Origin of the sequence: Chitinophaga hostae, assembly GCF_018224885.1 — a bacterium.
In the GTDB taxonomy this organism is placed as follows: Bacteria; Bacteroidota; Bacteroidia; order Chitinophagales; family Chitinophagaceae; genus Chitinophaga; species Chitinophaga hostae.
This window is the reverse complement of record NZ_JAGTXB010000028.1, coordinates 63,381-82,562: the sequence shown is the minus strand read 5'-3', so window position 1 is coordinate 82,562 and position 19,182 is coordinate 63,381. Positions and strand designations below refer to the sequence as shown.

Here is a 19,182-nt window from a genome sequence, read left to right as displayed (position 1 = left end):
TTCGGCTGCATTTACTAAAAGCTAACACCTGGTAGCTAAAAGGTCAAAGTATTTCCTATCTTAGAGAAAGCACCTATTGGGTAATTGGTATTAATTGAAATAAGAACAAGTATTAAACGTCCACATATGAACAATGTTTCCAAGCAAAGACTATTTGATGCAGTTACCTGGCAGTTGTCACAATTCCCTAAACCGGATATGCTGGCCGCAAAGGTCAATGGCTCCTGGAAAACCTATGATACGGCCACTGTGCTCAACATCGTGAATCGTTTCAGTGCCGGCCTGTTACAGTTGGGCGTAGGAGGAAATGATTTTACCCCGGAGGGCGCCGATAAAATTGCTATTATCAGCAATAACCGCCCTGAATGGGTTTTTACTGACCTTGCCGTACAACAAACCGGCGCCATACTGGTACCTATTTACCCCACCACCAATCCGGCCGAGCTGCAGTTTATCCTGGAGAACGCCGCTGTAAAATATATGTTTGTCAGCAGCAGGGAGCTGCTCGACAAAGTACTCAGCATCAGGGACGCGGTGCCTTCCCTGAAACAGGTATACACCTTCGACGAAATTGCCGGCGCCCCGCACTGGTCCGTTATCAGCGAACAGGCCACCCCTGCTTTGCTGGAACAGGTGGAAACCATCAAAGCCGGTATTGATCCCCACCATGTAGCTACGTTTATTTATACCTCCGGTACCACCGGCACACCGAAAGGTGTGATGCTCACGCACAATAATATCGTGTCAAACGTGATGATGTCCAAAGCGAGTTTCCCTTTTGAAGATGCTCCGCAGCCCTGTAAGGTACTCAGCTTTTTACCGTTGAATCACATCTTCGAAAAATGTGTGACCTACATATACCTGTACAGTGGTATCAGTATATATTATGCAGAAAGTATCGATACCCTCAGCGCCAACCTCAAGGAGATAGGCCCCGATGGCTTTACCACGGTACCCCGACTGCTGGAAAAGGTATTTGAAAAGATCATGGCTACGGGCAGCGGGTTAACAGGCATCAAACGCTCCCTCTTTTTCTGGGCCGTATCGCTGGCAGGGAAATATGATAATAACATCAGCGGAGGCCCCTGGTACAACCTGCAGCTGGCCATTGCCAATAAGCTGATATTCAGTAAATGGCGGGAGGCCCTGGGCAATAATATCCGCTTCATCGTAACCGGTGGCGCGGCCTGCCAGGAAAAGCTGCTGCGTATTTTCAATGCAGCCAGGATCCCCGTATACGAAGGATATGGCCCCACGGAGAACAGTCCTGTGATCAGCGTTAACCGGAAATCGCCCGGTGGTATGAAGTTTGGCACCGTAGGCCCTCCTATCGACGGCATCGAGGTAAGACTGGAAGAAGACGGAGAGATCTGCGTAAAAGGACCTTCTGTGATGAAGGGTTACTACAAACGCCCCGACCTCACCGCCGAAACCGTGATAGATGGCTGGTTACACACCGGTGATGTAGGCGTTTGGGTAGATAATAAATTTTTGAAAATAACAGACCGGAAAAAAGAGCTGTTTAAAACCAGCGGCGGAAAATATGTAGCACCGCAGCCCATCGAAAATAAATTAAAGGAAAGTCCTTTTATAGAACAGATTATGGTAGTGGGCTCTGAGCAAAAGTTTACGGGCGCGTTGATCGTACCCGCGTTTACCTACCTGAAATACTGGATGAACCAACAGAATATTCCTTTCACCACCAATGAAGATGCTATTAAAAACCCTAAAGTACTGGAGATGTACGGGGAAGTGGTCAACAAATACAACCAGTTTTTTAATCACGTGGAACAGATCAAAAAATTTGAGCTGCTCACGGAAGAATGGAGTATTGCCGGCGGAGAAATGACGCCGAAGCTCAGTCTGAAAAGAAAGGTAGTCCTCGAGAAGTATAAAGCGGTAATTGACAAGATCTACGCGGTTTAGCGGCAGACCTATTTCTTATATCAACAAAAAAATAGCCGGGCTTTTTCCAAGCCCGGCTATTTTTTTGCGTACAGGTATCACGCAGCAGGAGGCGTTCCCCCCTTTCGGAATTCCCGTACAATTTTTATCACCACGGGAATGGTTACCACGGTGACGATAATGATAATAAAATATTTCAGATAAGGCCTCAGGAAGGGCATGCTGCCGATCAGGTAACCTGCTGAGGTAAAACTAACCGCATAGCCAATGGAGCCGATGGTAGTAAATAAAAGAAAGCGACGGAACTGCAGCCGGATCATGCCGGCAACAACCGGCGCGAAAGTACGGATAAGCGGAAGAAACATACCCGCCGACAATGCCACCGCACCATGCTTGTTATAAAACTGCTCCGCGGAATCCAGGTACTGGCGACGGAAGAACCGGGAATCTTTCCGGTTGTATAACAAGTGACCCGTTTTCTTCCCAAACCAGTAACCGGTGATATTACCCGCCACACCGGCAATAGCCAGCAAGGTACAAACCAGTACCAGGTTGTAATCAAAGCCACCGGTAGCAATCAATACGCCGGCAGTGAACATAAATCCGCCGCTGGGTAAAAAGAAACAGAAGAAAAGGCCTGTTTGCGCATAAACAGATAAAAACAAAAAAAGTAAGCCGCCGTAGCCGATGAACGATGCCGCATCTGACATTCTTCACATGATTTTTTACAGTTCGGGATATAGGTCCTTCCTGTAAAAATAAAACATAAAAGGGAACTGCCCTTTAAAAAACGGGATCCAGCAAACTTTTCAAATAAGCCGGGTAGTCTTTCTTCATCAGCGCTTCATCGGTCAATCGTTTTGCGCTAACCATTTCCTTCATGCCAGCCTGCGCAGCCATGGTATCCACTCTTCTTTTTAATTCCCCGATACCAAGGTCCCGGCAATAAACGGGCGAACCTGGCTGCTGCATCCATGACCGGGCGATGGTGCCCACATCAAACGGATCAAAACCTAATTCGTCGACCAGCTTAAATACCACTTCCTTTGCCGCCGGATCATCACCTGAAACAGCCAGGGCAATGCGGTCTTTGGCGCCTTTAGGCTTACCCCCTTCAATCAGGCTTTCCGCAATAATGGAGTTAAACACTTTTACTACGGGAACGCCTAGTTGTTCCTGTACCCACTTGCTGTCGATACCGCTTTGCTCCAGTGCCGGTATCACCCCGTCGCGCAGGTTAGGATAGTAATTCCCGGTTTCAATGACCACGACTTCTTCCGGAAGATGCCGGAACAGGCTTTTAGGAAGATCTGCAATACTTTTCTGCGGGATGGCCACGATGATTACCTGTTTATTTTGAGTGGCCTCTTCTGCCGTGACGGCCGTTGCCCCGGTGGTCGCCGCCAGTTGCTGTAAGGATGCCGGACCGCGGGAATTGGCAATGGAAACGGCATGGCCCAGTTTAACAAGCTTTGATGCCAGTCCGCCGCCAATGGCGCCCGCACCGATGATACCTATATTCATGATCGGGTGTTTTAATAAGGTCCGTTTTATTTATGCAGTTACGCCTTCCCTGGCATTTGGCTGCCCTTTGCCTGTGGTGACCAGGCTGCGCAAACTATTATTGATATAGTTGCTCCAGGCGTCAAAACAGATATTGTAACATTCATATGCCGGAACCAGGCCATGGTGCGTAAAGTGCAGCTGTGTTTTTTGATCTTTTTCAGTGATATTAAACTCAATCCTGGTACCCACCCATTCTGCCTGGTCGGTTATGAAACTGAAATAGTTGTCCAGCACCAGCCAAACCACCTTTTTGTCCGGCACCACGTCGATGAGCTTCATCCTGCATTTGTGCAGGTCTTTCACAGCATAAGTGAACTCGTCGTTGAGCTGGGCTGTGCCGCCTTCAATATTTTCGGACCACCATCCGCGAACGTTGGTAACCGCATTAAATACTTCATGTGCCGTCTGATCTACCAAAAAGGCAGTACTAAAATCCGGAGTTGTCATTTTGCCGCGTTTTAAGTTGAATAATAAGGTGGCGAAGCTTCGGGAGGCCATCCCCTGCGCCTGCCAATATGTAACTTTAAAGTTACTCAAATATATAAGTAACTTTTGAGTTACACAAATATTTCTTCAGGATACGGGGATTTAACCCGGTACCCCGGCAATTGTCTTCTTACAATAAATAATAAAATGGTAATATTGGAGAGAACATAAAGAGTAAGAAATTTAGTGTAGAAATTTATAAACGACCCTAAAATGGAATTAAAAGAATTTCAACAAAACTTCGGCGGCCGGTACCCCATGAGAGAGTTTGTTTTCCTCCACGCCTTCCAAAACGAAATGCCTGATTATGCAGATGGCTTCTATCTACTGGTAGATGATAAATCCGGTTTGAAATCCTGGTCGGACAACACCGCATTTTTAGACCGCCTCATGCCCTTTGCACAGGCCAACGGCACCGGTTCGTTCTATGCCCTATGGGACGAGCGGAAAGGCAAAGACCTGAACGCCATGCCCATAGTGGTATTCGGCGATGAGGGCGGTGTACATATAGTCGCTGAAAATATACTGCAGCTCATGCGCCTGCTGACCTATGACGCAGAAATATATGTTGACCATACCGAAGCTTACTTTTACAAAAGCGACGACGCCTTTGTCAGTGAAGATGCATCCGCTTACCGGGAATGGCTCAAAGAACATTTTCTGCAGGACCCGGTCGGTAACCCCGACGGGATGATCGCAGCCGCACAGAAAAAACATAAGGTATCGTTCGACAACTGGATGAAACAGTTTTACGATGCGGGTACCCCGATGGATTTATCGCCGGATGGTTATTCCAACGATTCGGATACCGATGCCACTTCGTTTAATATTATCAGTTTTACGGCTGGCAGTAAACAATATTACCCGGCATCTATGGAGCAACAAAACTGGATGGAAGACATGCATGTAAAACATACCGATATCAGCATTGCTCCCGGCCAATCCAGGTATGGTGGTCCGGTGATCGATCTGCCACCCGGTGTAACGCCTCCGGAAAATTTACGGTTTGCCGCACAGCTGGACCTGTCGCGCTTTTCTCCTTTCGACAAAACCGGGCTGCTGCCTAAAACCGGCCAGCTGCTTTTCTTTGCAGACCTCCTCCATGATAAAGGGAAAGTGATCTATGCGGACGTTCCCAATGATCAGCTGGTACGGACTATCAACGAACATACCGATCATTTTTTCCTCGGCGTGCTGATAGATGAAATCTATGCCGATACCGAATCAATGGATGAACGTTTCAGTGAGCCGGAAGATGAGGATGAGGAAGAAGAAGCAGGCGGAAAAATTTGGGATTACTTCGCCGGCTCCGACAGATCCAAGATCTTTGGTATCTATACCCATTGCCAGGCCTCGGCAGGAGAAATTGCCGCCATCACGTATTCTGATAAAATATTGTTACTCCAGGTAGGTGAAAATGGCTTTAATGATGAAGGTGTATTTAGCGTATTAATTCCCAGGGCAGATCTCGAACAGCACAATTTCGACAACTGTGAATTTGCATGGGGGCAATCATAACCACCAAATGTTATTATCTTGCAGCCCATAACTATCAGCCATGTATAACCTACCCTATCATAAAGATAAGGACGCTGCATCTGTACTTGCATTTATTAAAGCCCATCCGTTTGCTGTTCTTTGCGGCGCTGATGCAAAAGGGTTTCCTGTAGCCACACAAATTCCGGTGCTGATCACAGAGCACAACGGACAACTGTTGTTGCGCGGTCATATGATGCGTCAAACGGACCATCACAAGGCTTTTACCGATAACCCGAAGGTACTGGTGCTGTTCAACGGTCCCCATTCTTATGTCAGTGCCAGCTGGTACAGCAATCCCAGGCAGGGATCTACCTGGAACTACATGTCGGTACACGCGCACGGGGAATTAAATTTCCTGGATGAGAACCGGTTAATGGCCATCCTGGAAGAAACGACGGCTCATTTTGAACAAAATCCCGTGTCTCCGGCACTATACAAAGAACTGCCCTCCTCCTACGTGCAACCGATGCTAAAAGCCATCGTAGCTTTTGAAATAGCGGTCACCAAACTGGAGCACATTTTCAAACTAAGCCAGGATAAGGACACCGGTTCCTACGAAAATATTATTTCAAAGCTATCAGAGCAGGATGATGCGGGTAAAAAGATTGCAAAGGAAATGCGCCACCGGAAAGATATTGTCTTTCCTCCGGGTGAACACTCATAATCCATTAGCCATATCAAACCGGTTCATCGCCTCATGCAGCACAGCTCCTTCCTCCTGTGCTTTCCGATTCAAATCCAGGCTTTCACGGGTTAACTGCAACAGGCTGTCCTGTGCCAGTCTTACAATATCCGGATCCTTATCATACGAGGCTACCCGTTGTTCAATTTCTTTCCGGTCGATCAGGTGCAGCACTTTAAGCGCGCTGTAATAGTTGCTGGCAGCGGTCTTTAGCGCATCTCCCTCTTTGATTCCATCTGCCGGCAATGTGGTTATATCTTTCAAAATGCTATCGAACGCCTTCTCCTGTTTATCTACCGCGATGGCTGCACCTTTAAAGTCAAGCTTTACCAGGCAATTCAGTTTTTCTTCCTCCAGGCTCCCTTCACTGATCAAAATTTTAATAGCATTACGTTCCTGTTGCTCAATTACTTTTTTAAACTCAATGGCTTTCCTGGGTTTGCAGGACGCGAGGCCTGTCAGGAGAAGAACAGCGATAAGAATGGGTTGCTTCATGTCGGTTTCCTTTAAATATGGCATTAAACAATTGGATGATTTGCACAGTAGCTGTGTGCTAAAGATAAAGAATATCTATATGAAAATTGTATTTACATTTGATGCATCGCCACGTTAATGGCCCGTATGATGGAGCATATCCCGGTAAGACAAATTAACACTGCACAAACGGCACCCGCATGGCCGGAAAGCTTCGGCATCCGGGATATCGGTGAAGAACTTGCCACCAGGGACATGGTGCAGGAACTTCACCGGCATGATTTCTATTATATACTTGTTATAAAAAACGGGGCTGGTCATCATGATATTGACTTCAGCACCTACCCTGTTAGCGACCATGTTGTTTTCGTTATGCGGCCGGGCCAGGTACATCAACTGGTACTGAAATCGGGCACTACCGGGTTTATGATGCAATTCAGAGATGACTTTTATTTTACGCAAAGCAATACATCCAAACAACTGTTGCATAAAGCAGCCCGTGTTAACCACTACCAGCCCGGCGCACATTCGTTTCAAAAACTGCTGACTATATTGATCAGCATCTTCGAAGAATATACCGGTAAACAGGAAAAATACCAGGAGGTGATCAAAGCCAGCATGGATATTTTTTTCATAGCATTAGGGCGACTGCAAAGCGGCATCTCTTCCGGTAACGGCAACCTATATACGCAGGAACAGCTGGAAAATTTTTCAGCGCTTTTGGCAGCCCATGCCTTCAGCCATAAGCCTGTATCGGAATATGCGGAGATGCTGCACCTTTCTGCCTGGCAGCTCAATGCCATTACCAAAGCCACGTTAGGTAAAACCTGTTCTGCGGTGATTAACGAGCATATGATACTGGAGGCCAAAAGATATCTCCTGGCCACATCTGAGCAGGTAAACCAGATAGCCGACCGCCTCGGATATGAAGATGTTTCTTATTTTATCAGGTTCTTTAAAAAGCATACGGGATATTCGCCGGAAACATTCAGGCATCGCTTTTCATAAATCCTATTTAACTGCATTTTTATCCTACTGCCGCATTGACCACCGGTATTACCTTTGCAACGGGTTTACTTCAGCATTTGCCGGCTTATATCACATCCGGCGGGCCACAGGGAAAACCAAACATTCTTCACCCTTAAAAAACAGTTATGAACCAATCGTGGAACGAGCAATACAAAAACATGTGGGACGACCGCTACAAAAATGAGGAATATGCGTATGGAAAACTTCCCAACACATTCTTCCAGGAATGGCTTCCAAAATTTGAACCGGGTTCCATATTAATGCCTGCCGATGGTGAAGGGCGCAATGGCGTATTTGCAGCGCAGCTTGGGTGGAAAGTAACTTCCTCCGACCTCAGTACAGAAGGCCGGACAAAGGCCCTACAACTGGCCAGGGAGCATGATGTTACACTCGATTACATTGTTGGCGACCTGGAACAATTGGCATTTGACGATGCGTCATTCGATGCGATCGGGCTGATATATGCGCATTTTGGAGCAGAAAAAAAAGCAGCCATTCACCGGAAATTAAGCCATTATCTCAAACCCGGCGGCATCGTTATTTTTGAAGCCTTCAGCAAAAAACATCTTGCTTTCAAAGCGCAGGACCCTAAAGTGGGCGGCCCTGGTGATATTGACATGTTATTTTCAAAAGATGACATCATAGCAGACTTTGAAAATTATGATGTATTGATGCTGGAGGAAGAAGAAACCGGTTTGGCAGCGGGCGCCTATCATACAGGTAAAGGCGCTGTTATCCGTTTTGTAGGAAGAAAACAACGCTGATGACTTCCATTTCCCCGAAATTCAACACTAACATTTCTCTGTAAAAATAAAAATTCAAACAAATGAAAATTATTATCATAGGCGCATCAGGAACCATCGGAAAGCACGTTGCCGGCTCGCTGGAAAAAGAACACGAGATAATAAGGGTAGGCTCCAAAAGTGGCGATATCCAGGCCGATATTACCTCACCGGCATCTATAGAAAATTTATTCCGGCAAACAGGATCGTTCGATGCGCTTATCAGTACTGCAGGCGATGCATATTTTGGTCCTTTCAAAACCATGACGGATAAGGAATTCAGTATTGGTATCAACAGCAAATTAATGGGACAGATCAACCTGGTGCTGATCGGGCAACATCATATCAACCCCAAAGGTTCTTTCACATTGATTTCCGGCGTATTAACGGAATTCCCTGTACTGAGCGGCGCCAACGCATCTGCGGCCAACGGTGCAGTGGAAGCCTTTGTACGTGCCGCTGCCATTGAACTGGATAATGGAGTACGCATTAATGCGGTAAGTCCTACCGTGGTGGAAGAGTCGCCGGCATACTTCCCGTATTTCCCGGGACATATTCCTGCAACCATGAAACAGGTGGTGTATGCCTATCATAAAAGCGTGCTGGGCGCAGGCACCGGGCAGGTGATAAAAGTGTATTGATACATCTGTTACAGCTACAGTTGGAACTGTAGCTGTAACATTTTCTTACCTGGCAAACTTCTTTGACCCCGCAACACAAAGAATAACACCCACAGTTACCGCTACCATCGCCATGCTCACCTGTTCGTGCAATAAAGTGGCAGCCAGTGCTAATCCAAAAAATGGTTGCAGCAGCTGTATCTGTCCAACAGCGGCGATGCCTCCCTGCGCTAATCCCCGGTACCAGAATACAAAACCGATCAGCATGCTGAATACCGAAACATAGGCCAGGCCCATCCAGGCCGGCATACCAATTTTGGTGAGCTCCGATGGGAACAGGTACCATACAAGTGGCGCCATCAGCGGGAGCGACAGCACCAGGGCCCAGCATATTACCTGCCATCCTCCCAGTGTTTTCGAAAGCTTTGCTCCTTCTGCATACCCCAGTCCGCATAAAATAACCGCCAGCAACATCAGTGTATCACCAACCGGCGATGAGGCCGAAAGCCCGCCGGCAACTGCAAATCCTATCACCAACAGGCTTCCTGAAACAGCGCATATCCAGAAGACCGGCCGCGGATGCTCCCCTCCACGTATCACCCCGAATATAGCGGTGGTAAGCGGCAGCATGCCCAGGAATACGATGGAATGGGCGGAGGTTACATACTGCAGCGCCAAAGCCGACAGTAACGGGAATCCAATCACCACACCGATGGCTACCACCACCAGGGAAGAAAGATGCTCCCTGCCGGGACGCTTCTCTTTATAGATCAACAGGCAGCATAACGCCAGCAGTCCCGCTATGCCGGCACGGGCAACCGTTAAAAAAAACGGGCTGAAATCCAGGACCGCCGCCTTTGTTGCCGGCATCGAGCCACTGAAAATGAGCACACCGATAAATCCATTTATCCATCCCCTGTTGCTATTGGCTGTGAACCTGCCGGGCAAGGTGCTGCTGTTGTCCATTGTACTGATTACTTTTTTGTAAAGGTATACCCCGTATTACAATAAACACAGTCCCAGTTTTGTATATTTTAATGGACACAGTTACATTTGTGACATGGGCAAAGATTTTCTGTATAATAAAATTGCAAACGGAATAGCCAGCCAGATCCGGACAGGTGTTTTAAAACCGGGCGACAAACTACCTTCCGTAAGAAGATTATGCGAGGAACATGCGATTGGTATGAACACCGCCAAAAGGGTATTCCTGGAGCTGGAGAGCCGGTCGATGATCGATGCAAGGCCTCAGTCGGGCTATTTTGTGAGCAGTACTCCCTACTTACAACTCCCGCTGCCGGCAGTGAGCAAGCCATCCTCCATGGCTAAAAACAATGAGCCGGATGAGCTGATCAGTAAAGTATATGCCAACATGGGAGATGATCACCTTACATTGTTTTCCATCAGTGCCCCATCGGGCGACTTGCTGCCGCTGGCGAAACTAAAAAAGGATATTGTACATGCCACGCGGGAACTCAAAGAAGGCGGTACCGCCTATGAACCTTTGCAAGGCAATGTAAACCTGCGACAGGTGGTTGCCATGCGCTCCCTGGCCTGGGGAGGCCATCTGCATGAAGACGATCTGATCACCACCAACGGCGCCATCAATGCCGTATCACTTTGCCTGATGGCCCTGGGCAAGCCCGGCGATACCATTGCCATGGAAAGCCCCTGCTTCCCCGGTTTGCTGCAACTGGCCATCAGTCTCGGATTTAAAGTGCTGGAACTGCCCACACATCCCACTACAGGTTTGGATATAGCAGCCCTGAGAAAAGCCGTTCCCAAAATCAACCTTTGCCTGCTGGTACCTAATTTCAACACGCCGCTGGGCAGCCGCATGTCTGACGAACATAAAAAAGAAATCGTGACCCTTTTATCCCAACATGGCATTCCGCTGATCGAAGACGATATATACGGCGATTTGTATTTCGGTAACCAACGTCCGAAATGTTGCAAATCTTTTGACACGGAAGGGAATGTATTATGGTGCAGTTCTGTTTCAAAAACACTCGCACCCGGATATCGCGTAGGCTGGGTGGCACCGGGCAAATACAAGGAAAAACTCCTGAAATTAAAACTAATCCATTCCATATCCTCCGCCGCTATCATCCAGGAAGCCGTTGCAGGTTTTCTCAGGTCGGGCAGGTACGAAAATCATTTACGCCAGCTTCGCAGAACGTTACAACATAACTACCAGCAGTATGTGCAGGCAATCGCAGATTATTTTCCGAAGAACACAAAAACCAGCAGACCCCAGGGAGGACTGGCCATCTGGGTGGAGTTTAGCAAGGATACAGACACCCGGGAACTTTATGACCTGGCCATTAAACACCATATCAGCATCGCACCCGGCCGCATGTTTACGCTCCAAAATCAGTTTCGGAACTGCATGAGACTTTGCTATGGCCTGCCCTGGTCTGAAGAAATAAAATCGAAACTAAAACAGCTTGGAACGCTTGCAAAGCGGATCTGATCGGGGAAAAGGATTCACCATTTAGCTGTTTAAACTCATAAAAAAGGAGTACATTTAAGTGAACTAATGTCACAAAAAAACCAGGTTCACAGGTACTGAAATCATATCTGCTTACAACCGCCTCACACAACTGCGCCGATAATGAAAAATGAAGGGATGAAAGAAAATAGCCGGGACTCAAAATCCGGAAAAAAGGCAGCTGCGCCATCAGACAATGTGCTGTTGCAAACAGTGGAACAATATAAAAGAGAGCGTGAAATTCTGCTGGCCCTAAGTAGTGATCTTACCAAGGTGCGCGATAAAAATGACCTAATCCTTCTTTTCAAAAAAAGAATCAAGGGACTTTTCTATATCAGTCATACCATTGTGACCCTCATCGACTATAAAGATGCCACCTATACGCCTTTTCTACTCGACAATGATGGCTCTCCTATCCGCTCGCACCAACGGTACCAGGAAATGGTGCATTCCAGGTTCCCGCTGAATGAACCGTTTATTCAGTCTGTGCTGCACGCGGCAGCGCCCATCTCTTTTTTACTGGAAGATATCATGAACGAGCCGCAAAGCCCTCCTTTCCTGCGGGTGAACTATGAAAAAGGTGTAAAAGAAATCCTCATGGCCACGCTGATGAAGGAAGAAAAAGCAATGGGGTTTCTCCATGTTTATACCGACAAGCCCGGGGGCTTTAGTACGGAATTCAGAAGTATTATCAACGGCATTATACCGCAAATATCAAGTGCTGTTTCCAACATTATCAAGAATGAAGAGTTGCTGAAGGAGGAAGAAGAAAAATCATTCTTACTGGATTTCTCGAGCGAAATAGCCACCGTACGAACAAAGGAAGGGCTTGCCCGGGCCGTTCAGGGCGCGTTGCATAAGCTGAATCCATCCGGCGGTTTCGTTATTCGCCGGATCAATGAAGATAAAAAAGCCCTGAGTCCTTATGTGCACGACCTTTCCAAAACACACGATAAAAAGATACTAACGGCATTGGAAAACTCGGTTTTCCCGATCAACGACGGGATCCAGAACCGTATATTAAACAGTGCTATCCCGATGTTGTTCAATACGGAAAGGGAAATACAACGCAGCCCCGACTCTGCCTATCTGCAATACTGGAAACAAATGGGAATGGAGAATTTTGCCGGCATCCGTTTACGGAACGGCGAAACGAACCTGGGTATCCTACTACTTGATCTTGACGACATCAACGTGAAGTTATTAAAAGGTATCTGCGCGCAGGTATCCATCGCAATGGCCAATATTATGGCCAACGAACAAATTACCAAAACCCAGGAGGAACAATCCTTTCTCCTGGATTTCAGCAAAGACATTACCCGGGTAAGAACGCGGCTGGACCTGCAGAAAGCCATTTTCACGGTCCTCGACAAAACGATGCACACCCAGCTGGCCATGATCCGGGTAATAGATGATGATGGGATCCACCTGTCGTCGTTTATGTATGACCGTTCCCTGTTTCCCAACACGAAAGGCACGTTCGACGATATGGTTGCCATCCGTATTACCGTTGAAGAAACCTATACGGCGCAGGTGCTGGCCAGTGAGGAAGGCCTTATGTTCAACGTGGAAGAAGAGCTAAAGAATGGCAATGCATATGCCACCCTATGGAAAACAACCGGACTGAAAAACATGTATGCGTTACCGTTACGGGTAGGCGACAAAAATATTGGTACGATCTGGATGCTTGCCAACCGGCTAAGCCCTTTATTGGTAAAAGGCATCTGTGCGCAAATATCTATCGCTATTGCCAACATCCAGGCAAACGAGCAACTGGATGGTTATAAAAAGAAACTGGAAGTAGAAAATGATTACCTGAAAGAACAGATCAAGACTATCTACAACTTTTCAGAGATCATTGGCAGCGGTGAGGCCATGCAAAAAGTATATCGCCTGATATCGCTGGTAGCGGATTCCAACACCAGCGTTTTAGTAACGGGTGAAACAGGTACCGGTAAGGAATTGATTGCAAGAGCCATCCACAATGCTTCCCCGCGAAAGGAGAAGTTGATGGTAAAAGTGAATTGCGCCGCGTTGCCCGCCAGCCTGATCGAAAGTGAATTATTCGGACATGAACGGGGAGCATTCACCGGCGCTGTTGACCGTCGTATTGGAAAATTTGAGCTCGCCAACAACAGCACCCTTTTCCTGGATGAAATAGGAGAACTCCCGCTCGACGCACAGGCTAAGCTGCTACGCGTTATCCAGGAACGTGAACTGGAACGCATAGGCGGCAAACAAACCATAAAGCTCGACGTTCGCCTGATAGCAGCCACCAACCGCAACCTGGAGGAAGAAATAAAGGCGGGACGCTTCAGGGCCGATCTCTATTTTCGTCTCAACGTATTTCCCATTCACTTACCACCGTTAAGACAACGTTTGGAAGATATTGAGCCGCTGACGAATTTCTTTATACAGAAATATGCCAGGAGTACCGGGCGCAAAATCCGAAGCATATCCCCCAGGGTGATGCATAAGCTGCGCAGCTATACCTGGCCCGGCAATGTACGGGAGCTGGAACACCTGGTAGAACGCAGTATATTATTATCTGAAGATGGCAAAATTGAAGATATCTATATCCCGGAAAATGCAGCAGAAGATCAGCAAAACCCGGCGCTGCTATTAAACCGTTCCTTAGACGAAGTGGAACGCAGCTACATTATTGAAACACTAAAACGTTGCGCAGGCAAAATTTCCGGTGCAGGCAGCGCTGCGGAAGTATTGAAAATTCCCGGTAATACCCTTCATTCTAAAATGAAAAAACTAGGTATTTATAAGAGCGACTACTTCTCCTGACAACACTTTAATTTTTCACTGTATTCAGTGAATCAGATCGTGATTTCACTAAATACAGTGAAAAATGATATAGTTTGTTTTATCTATAAAATCTGATTTTCAATCACTTATGTAATTGGTATCCAGTTTGGCTTTAAGGGTCAAACATTCACAATTAAAAAAAGAGTTATGAAAATCGTAGTTATCGGCGGTTCCGGCCTCATCGGAACAAAAGTAGTAGCACAACTTCGTGAGAAAGGACACCAGGTAATTGCGGGGTCTCCCTCTACCGGTATTAATACTATCACAGGCGAAGGCTTGGCAGCAGCTATGAAAGACACCGACATCGTTATTGACCTTGCCAATTCTCCTTCTTTTGAAGACAATGCCGTGATGGAGTTTTTCCAGACCGCGGGCCGCAATTTGCTGGGGGCAGAAATCAGCGCCGGCGTAAAACATCATGTGGCGTTGTCAATAGTAGGTGTGGACATTATGCAGAACATCGGCTATATGCGCGCTAAAATGGCACAGGAAGACCTGATCAGGCAATCCGGTATCCCATATACGATTATCCGCAGCACCCAATTCTTCGAATTTATAGGAGGCATTGCCAACCAGGCTACCCAGGGCAACGAAGTGCATCTTTCTGATGTGAAGTTTCAACCTATTGCTTCCGATGATGTGGCTGCCTTTGTAGTTAAATATGCACTGGGCGCCCCGCTTAACAACAAAATTGAGATCGCAGGCCCAGATCGCTTTGACATGTACCAGGTGGCTGACCGTTACCTGCAGTATATGAAAGATCCGCGCAAAGTAATCGCGAATGGTAAGCCGGAATATTTTGGCGGAGCCGTTACGCATGCAGCGCTTGTTCCCGCAGGACTGGCCGATTTAGGAGCTGTCAGCTTTGAGAACTGGTTAACTACTCAATTACAAAATGCCTAGCAACTGAAAACTGCTACCTGCTCAAAAAAGCGACATAGCGCGCTACCGTCAGCCGCGCAGGCACGGAGCTGGTAGCAGTTTTCATCCGTTCTTCTTCTCCCGGAAAAAATTATTCACACTTCAATAACCATATTATGCAACTATTTTCTTTTCATCAACACACAGGCCCCAAACCCGGCGTTAACGACGATGGCCTGATCCCCGCTATGCACGAACGGGAACACAATACAAACGAGGGCGGCGAATTTCTCGACGATGCTATTCGCATGGATGACGAGCCCGCAACAGAGCAGGAAAACAGCAGCAATGCCGGCAGCCGGCAGGACTAACTATCATGCCCCCTGATGCAATTTTCTGCATGTTACATCTATTCTTCAATGCCTAAAAAACTTCGTATGGAAAAATACTCATCGTTCGCAGCTGCATTGTCAGATCTGAAGCGCAGAGGTTACGAGGCAGATTTCACCGCCGAAACAGAAACCGTTTGCCTCTATTATGGCGAACTTGATATGCGAATGGATCCGCAGGAGTTTCATGTTGACGAATGCTACCGCTTCGATTGCGACAGCAGCTATGACAGTAATGCCGTACTCTACGCGATATCTGTACCTGTTTCCGGTATCAGGGGCACACTGGTTGATGAAACCGGCATACTATCCTGCCACCTGAGGTTAAAAATATAGGCTACAAACAATACTTAATGTACACTGGAAGATCATACAAAATATCCGAGTTTCTTTTCTGGACACGCAGAACTATCCTGCGGCTGCTGTTGATAGGCGCGACTCCCACGGTGTTATACCAGCTATTCGATCTTAAATGGTTATCTATTCCCTGGCCCATTGTTGCCTTCATGGGAACAGCCGCCGCTTTCGTGGTGGGGTTTAAAAATCAGCAGACCTATAATCGCACATGGGAAGCCAGGGACATATGGGGCGCCATCATCAGCTCTAGCAGGGCATGGGCCATGATGTGCCGGGATTTTATGGATGACAGGGAAATCACTCAAAAGATCATTTACCGCCACCTGGCCTGGCTTACCGCGTTACGCTACCAGCTCAGGACAAGCCAAAACTGGGAAACCACCGGCAAAGCATACAATAAGGAGTATACGCAATTTTATACCATTCCTGAAAAGGAGATACCGGTTAAAGACGCATTGTCAAAATACATTACCGGAGAGGAGCTGGAAAAAGTCCTGCTTCAAAACAGTCCGGCAACCCAGCTATTGAGCAATCAAAGTCTCCTCCTCACAAAGTTGGCGGCCGAAGGCAAGCTCGACAATCCCCGTTTCTTTGAGATGCAAAAAACGCTGCGGGAATTTTTAAGTTACCAGGGAAGATGTGAAAAAATCAAAAACTTCCCCTACCCCAGGCAATACGCCACTGTTAACAGGATTTTTGTGTGGCTGTTTTGCATACTGCTGCCATTTGCTATGCTCAAAGAATTCAATAATCTCAACGATTACGTTTCCGGCGCCTTCAAGGGGCATATGGTATGGCTGGTGATTCCATTCAGTGTTTTAATATCATGGGTGTACACCTCGCTGGAGCAGGTAGGAGAAAGTACGGAGAATCCATTTGAAGGCAATGCCAACGATGTTCCTATTTCTGAAATGAGTAGCAGCGTGGAGATTGACATGCGGGAGATATTGGGAGAAGGGGATTTAGCGCCGGCCTTTGCGTTCCGGAATAATATTGTGTTGTAGCGAAGTTTGTTTGCGGGCAAAAAGCCTTGAAAAAAAAGATCTGTGCAGTGCACAGATCTTTTTTTTCAAGGTGGCATCCGGTTAGAATTCCCCCTTTATTGCTGTCCCCATTTATAAGCCAGCAAGCGCAGTGCATTGAATACAACAACCAGTGTAGATCCTTCATGCGCAATAACAGCCGGACCAATGGATGCAATATCCAGCACGGTGAGTGGTATGAGCACTGCCACTACACCCAGACTAATCACCAGGTTCTGACGAATGATCTTTCGTGCTTTCCGGCTCAGTCCTATGGCAAAGGGCAGCAACGAAAGTTTGTCGCCCATCAGTGCGATGTCCGCCGTTTCCAGCGCCACATCGCTGCCGGCAGCCCCCATGGCTATACCTACCGTGCTCTTTGCCATTGCAGGCGCATCGTTCACGCCATCGCCCACCATGGCGATCTTACTTTCATCTTTTGTCAGCCGCTGAATTACTGCTACTTTCTGTTCAGGAAGCAGGCCTGCATAGATATCTGTTACGCCTACTTCGGCGGCTACCGCTTTGGCCACTTCTTCATTATCGCCGGTGAGCATCGCCATTCTGCGAATGCCTGCCGCCTTCAGTTCGGCCAGGGCCTGTTTGGCTTCCTCCCGCGGCGTGTCCATTACAGCAACGATACCAATGTATTCCTCGTTTCTGCGAACAAGCATCGTAGTATGGCCCTCTTTTTCAGACGCCGTCACCTCTGTCACGATCTGCTCATCCAGTTGTAAATTATCCAGCGATTTGAAAAGGGCCATATTCCCCATATAGATCGTATCTGAGCCCAACGCTGCTTTAATGCCTTTTCCCAACACGGCTTCCATATCGTGCGCCTGCGGGATGGCCGCATCTTTCAGCCGCTCACGACCACCTTTTGAAATGGCTTTGGCAAGCGGGTGATCGCTCAGGGTTTCTACAGCTACCACTATTTTCAGCAGTTCCTCCTCTGCCATACCGGTGAGCGGAATTATTTTGGTGAGTTTAGGTTTACCTTCTGTCAATGTACCGGTTTTGTCAAACGCCAGCACTTCCAGTTCTCCCAGGTCTTCCAGCGGTCCGCCTCCTTTGATCAGGACTCCTGCTCTTGCCGCTCTCGCAACACCACTCAGTACCGCGCTGGGTGTAGAAATAGCGAGTGCACAGGGGCTGGCTGCCACCAGTACCGACATAGCGCGGTAGAAACTTTTGCTGAATGGCTCATCTGTCACCAGGAAGGCAAAACACAGCAGCGTTACAATAATCAGTACTGCCGGAACAAAATATTTCTCAAACTTGTCTGTAAAAAGCTGCGTTGGCGATTTCTGCGACTGCGTTTCATTCACCAGTTTGATCAACCTCGACAATGTGGAGTCGTTAGCCGCCTTCGTAACTTTTACTTCAAGTAACTCGTTGCCGTTGATGGTGCCTGCAAACACTTTATATTCAGCTTCCAGCGACGCCGCTTTATCTACCGGTATTCCGGGGTCATCAACCGCTTTCTTGTCTACCGGGATACTTTCGCCGGTAATAGGCGCCTGGTTTACACTACTGCTGCCTTTTACGATGATTCCGTCTGCAGAGATTTTAGTATTAGGCTTTATGACGATCACATCTCCCGGGGTAAGATCCGCAATGGGTACCTCGCGGGTGCCGCCGTTTTCTTTTCTGAATGCCGTGCGTGGCGCCAGCTCTGATAAGGCGGCGATGGATTTCCTTGCGCGTTCCATCGCAAAATGCTCCAGCGCATGGCCGAGGCTGAACAGGAATAACAGCAACGCGCCTTCCGCCCAGCTGCCCAGGATACCGGCGCCGGCAGCAGCCACCAGCATCAGGAAATCAATTTCAAATTTTCCCTTTGCAATCGTTTCTATCGCTTCCTTTGCCGTATAAAATCCGCCAAAGAAATAGGCCGCTATATAAAGTACCGTTGAAACAACGGGTGGAACTGCTTTCACATACGATAAACCATAGCCAATCCCTAACAAAGCACCACAGAGCAAACTGAAAACCAGTTCTGTGTTTTTGCCAAACAATCCTCCATGGGAATGCGATTCCCCATTATCGGCATGTTCGGCATGACCATCCTGGTGATCATGTGGCTGGTTGGTTTCTTCTTCCGGCTGCTGAACTGGTTCATTGGCAGAACTCATTGTTTTCATGGATGTTCATTTTGTGGT

18 protein-coding genes are annotated in these 19,182 nt (G+C 47.6%); 12 read left to right on the top strand and 6 right to left on the bottom strand.

The window, feature by feature from the left end; translation table 11 throughout:
* The first annotated feature begins 126 nt into the window (after positions 1–126).
* The gene (locus tag KE626_RS32625) at positions 127–1,926 is read left to right on the top strand and encodes an AMP-dependent synthetase/ligase (protein ID WP_211977281.1); all 1,800 of its coding nucleotides are present in this window, start codon (positions 127–129) and stop codon (positions 1,924–1,926) included.
* Between the two features lie 77 nt (positions 1,927–2,003).
* Here the strand turns inward: KE626_RS32625 and KE626_RS32620 are convergent, their stop codons facing one another.
* The 3 genes from KE626_RS32620 to KE626_RS32610 form a co-directional block, all read right to left on the bottom strand.
* Positions 2,004–2,615 (bottom strand): DedA family protein, encoded by a 612-nt coding sequence (locus KE626_RS32620; RefSeq protein WP_211977280.1) that lies wholly within the window; start codon positions 2,613–2,615, stop codon positions 2,004–2,006.
* A 73-nt stretch (positions 2,616–2,688) separates the two neighbouring features.
* On the bottom strand, positions 2,689–3,432 hold the full coding sequence (locus tag KE626_RS32615; RefSeq protein ID WP_428845046.1) for an NADPH-dependent F420 reductase: 744 nt from the start codon (positions 3,430–3,432) through the stop codon (positions 2,689–2,691).
* Between the two features lie 27 nt (positions 3,433–3,459).
* The gene (locus KE626_RS32610; protein WP_211977278.1) at positions 3,460–3,918 is read right to left on the bottom strand and encodes an SRPBCC family protein; all 459 of its coding nucleotides are present in this window, start codon (positions 3,916–3,918) and stop codon (positions 3,460–3,462) included.
* Positions 3,919–4,170: 252 nt separating this feature from the next.
* Here KE626_RS32610 and KE626_RS32605 point away from each other — a divergent pair, with 252 nt between their 5' ends.
* Both KE626_RS32605 and KE626_RS32600 read left to right on the top strand, forming a co-directional pair.
* Positions 4,171–5,475, top strand: coding sequence for a DUF1963 domain-containing protein (locus KE626_RS32605; protein WP_211977277.1), 1,305 nt, complete (start codon positions 4,171–4,173; stop codon positions 5,473–5,475).
* 40 nt (positions 5,476–5,515) lie between these two features.
* Entirely contained in the window at positions 5,516–6,160 is a 645-nt protein-coding gene (locus KE626_RS32600) for an FMN-binding negative transcriptional regulator (RefSeq protein WP_211977276.1), read from the top strand.
* Here KE626_RS32600 and KE626_RS32595 read toward each other — a convergent pair.
* Positions 6,155–6,673, bottom strand: a complete 519-nt coding sequence (locus tag KE626_RS32595) for a hypothetical protein (protein ID WP_211977275.1) — start codon at positions 6,671–6,673, stop codon at positions 6,155–6,157. The two genes, KE626_RS32600 and KE626_RS32595, sit on opposite strands and share 6 nt — an antisense overlap.
* Positions 6,674–6,799: 126 nt before the next feature.
* Here KE626_RS32595 and KE626_RS32590 point away from each other — a divergent pair, with 126 nt between their 5' ends.
* The 3 genes from KE626_RS32590 to KE626_RS32580 all read left to right on the top strand — a co-directional run bounded on the left by KE626_RS32590 (position 6,800) and on the right by KE626_RS32580 (position 9,104).
* Positions 6,800–7,660 carry an AraC family transcriptional regulator gene (locus tag KE626_RS32590; protein ID WP_211977274.1) on the top strand — a complete coding sequence of 287 codons (861 nt, stop codon included), beginning with the start codon at positions 6,800–6,802 and terminating at the stop codon, positions 7,658–7,660.
* A 146-nt stretch (positions 7,661–7,806) separates the two neighbouring features.
* The gene (locus tag KE626_RS32585) at positions 7,807–8,445 is read left to right on the top strand and encodes a class I SAM-dependent methyltransferase (protein WP_211977273.1); all 639 of its coding nucleotides are present in this window, start codon (positions 7,807–7,809) and stop codon (positions 8,443–8,445) included.
* A 62-nt stretch (positions 8,446–8,507) separates the two neighbouring features.
* On the top strand, positions 8,508–9,104 hold the full coding sequence (locus tag KE626_RS32580; RefSeq protein WP_211977272.1) for a short chain dehydrogenase: 597 nt from the start codon (positions 8,508–8,510) through the stop codon (positions 9,102–9,104).
* A gap of 45 nt (positions 9,105–9,149) precedes the next feature.
* Here the strand turns inward: KE626_RS32580 and KE626_RS32575 are convergent, their stop codons facing one another.
* Positions 9,150–10,049 carry a DMT family transporter gene (locus KE626_RS32575; RefSeq protein WP_211977271.1) on the bottom strand — a complete coding sequence of 300 codons (900 nt, stop codon included), beginning with the start codon at positions 10,047–10,049 and terminating at the stop codon, positions 9,150–9,152.
* A gap of 94 nt (positions 10,050–10,143) precedes the next feature.
* Here KE626_RS32575 and KE626_RS32570 point away from each other — a divergent pair, with 94 nt between their 5' ends.
* The 6 genes from KE626_RS32570 to KE626_RS32545 all read left to right on the top strand — a co-directional run bounded on the left by KE626_RS32570 (position 10,144) and on the right by KE626_RS32545 (position 17,002).
* Positions 10,144–11,556: an aminotransferase-like domain-containing protein gene (locus tag KE626_RS32570; RefSeq protein ID WP_211977270.1), complete on the top strand. Its 1,413-nt coding sequence runs from the start codon at positions 10,144–10,146 to the stop codon at positions 11,554–11,556.
* Between the two features lie 156 nt (positions 11,557–11,712).
* Entirely contained in the window at positions 11,713–14,370 is a 2,658-nt protein-coding gene (locus KE626_RS32565) for a sigma 54-interacting transcriptional regulator (RefSeq protein ID WP_211977269.1), read from the top strand.
* Between the two features lie 168 nt (positions 14,371–14,538).
* Entirely contained in the window at positions 14,539–15,294 is a 756-nt protein-coding gene (locus KE626_RS32560; protein ID WP_211977268.1) for an SDR family oxidoreductase, read from the top strand.
* A 134-nt stretch (positions 15,295–15,428) separates the two neighbouring features.
* Positions 15,429–15,623 carry a hypothetical protein gene (locus KE626_RS32555; RefSeq protein WP_211977267.1) on the top strand — a complete coding sequence of 65 codons (195 nt, stop codon included), beginning with the start codon at positions 15,429–15,431 and terminating at the stop codon, positions 15,621–15,623.
* A 66-nt stretch (positions 15,624–15,689) separates the two neighbouring features.
* Positions 15,690–15,977: a phosphoribosylpyrophosphate synthetase gene (locus KE626_RS32550; protein ID WP_211977266.1), complete on the top strand. Its 288-nt coding sequence runs from the start codon at positions 15,690–15,692 to the stop codon at positions 15,975–15,977.
* A gap of 17 nt (positions 15,978–15,994) precedes the next feature.
* On the top strand, positions 15,995–17,002 hold the full coding sequence (locus KE626_RS32545) for a bestrophin family protein (protein WP_211977265.1): 1,008 nt from the start codon (positions 15,995–15,997) through the stop codon (positions 17,000–17,002).
* A gap of 95 nt (positions 17,003–17,097) precedes the next feature.
* On the opposite strand, the gene KE626_RS32540 is transcribed toward KE626_RS32545, so the two are convergent.
* Positions 17,098–19,164 (bottom strand): heavy metal translocating P-type ATPase, encoded by a 2,067-nt coding sequence (locus tag KE626_RS32540; protein ID WP_249207869.1) that lies wholly within the window; start codon positions 19,162–19,164, stop codon positions 17,098–17,100.
* Between the last annotated feature and the right edge of the window lie 18 nt (positions 19,165–19,182).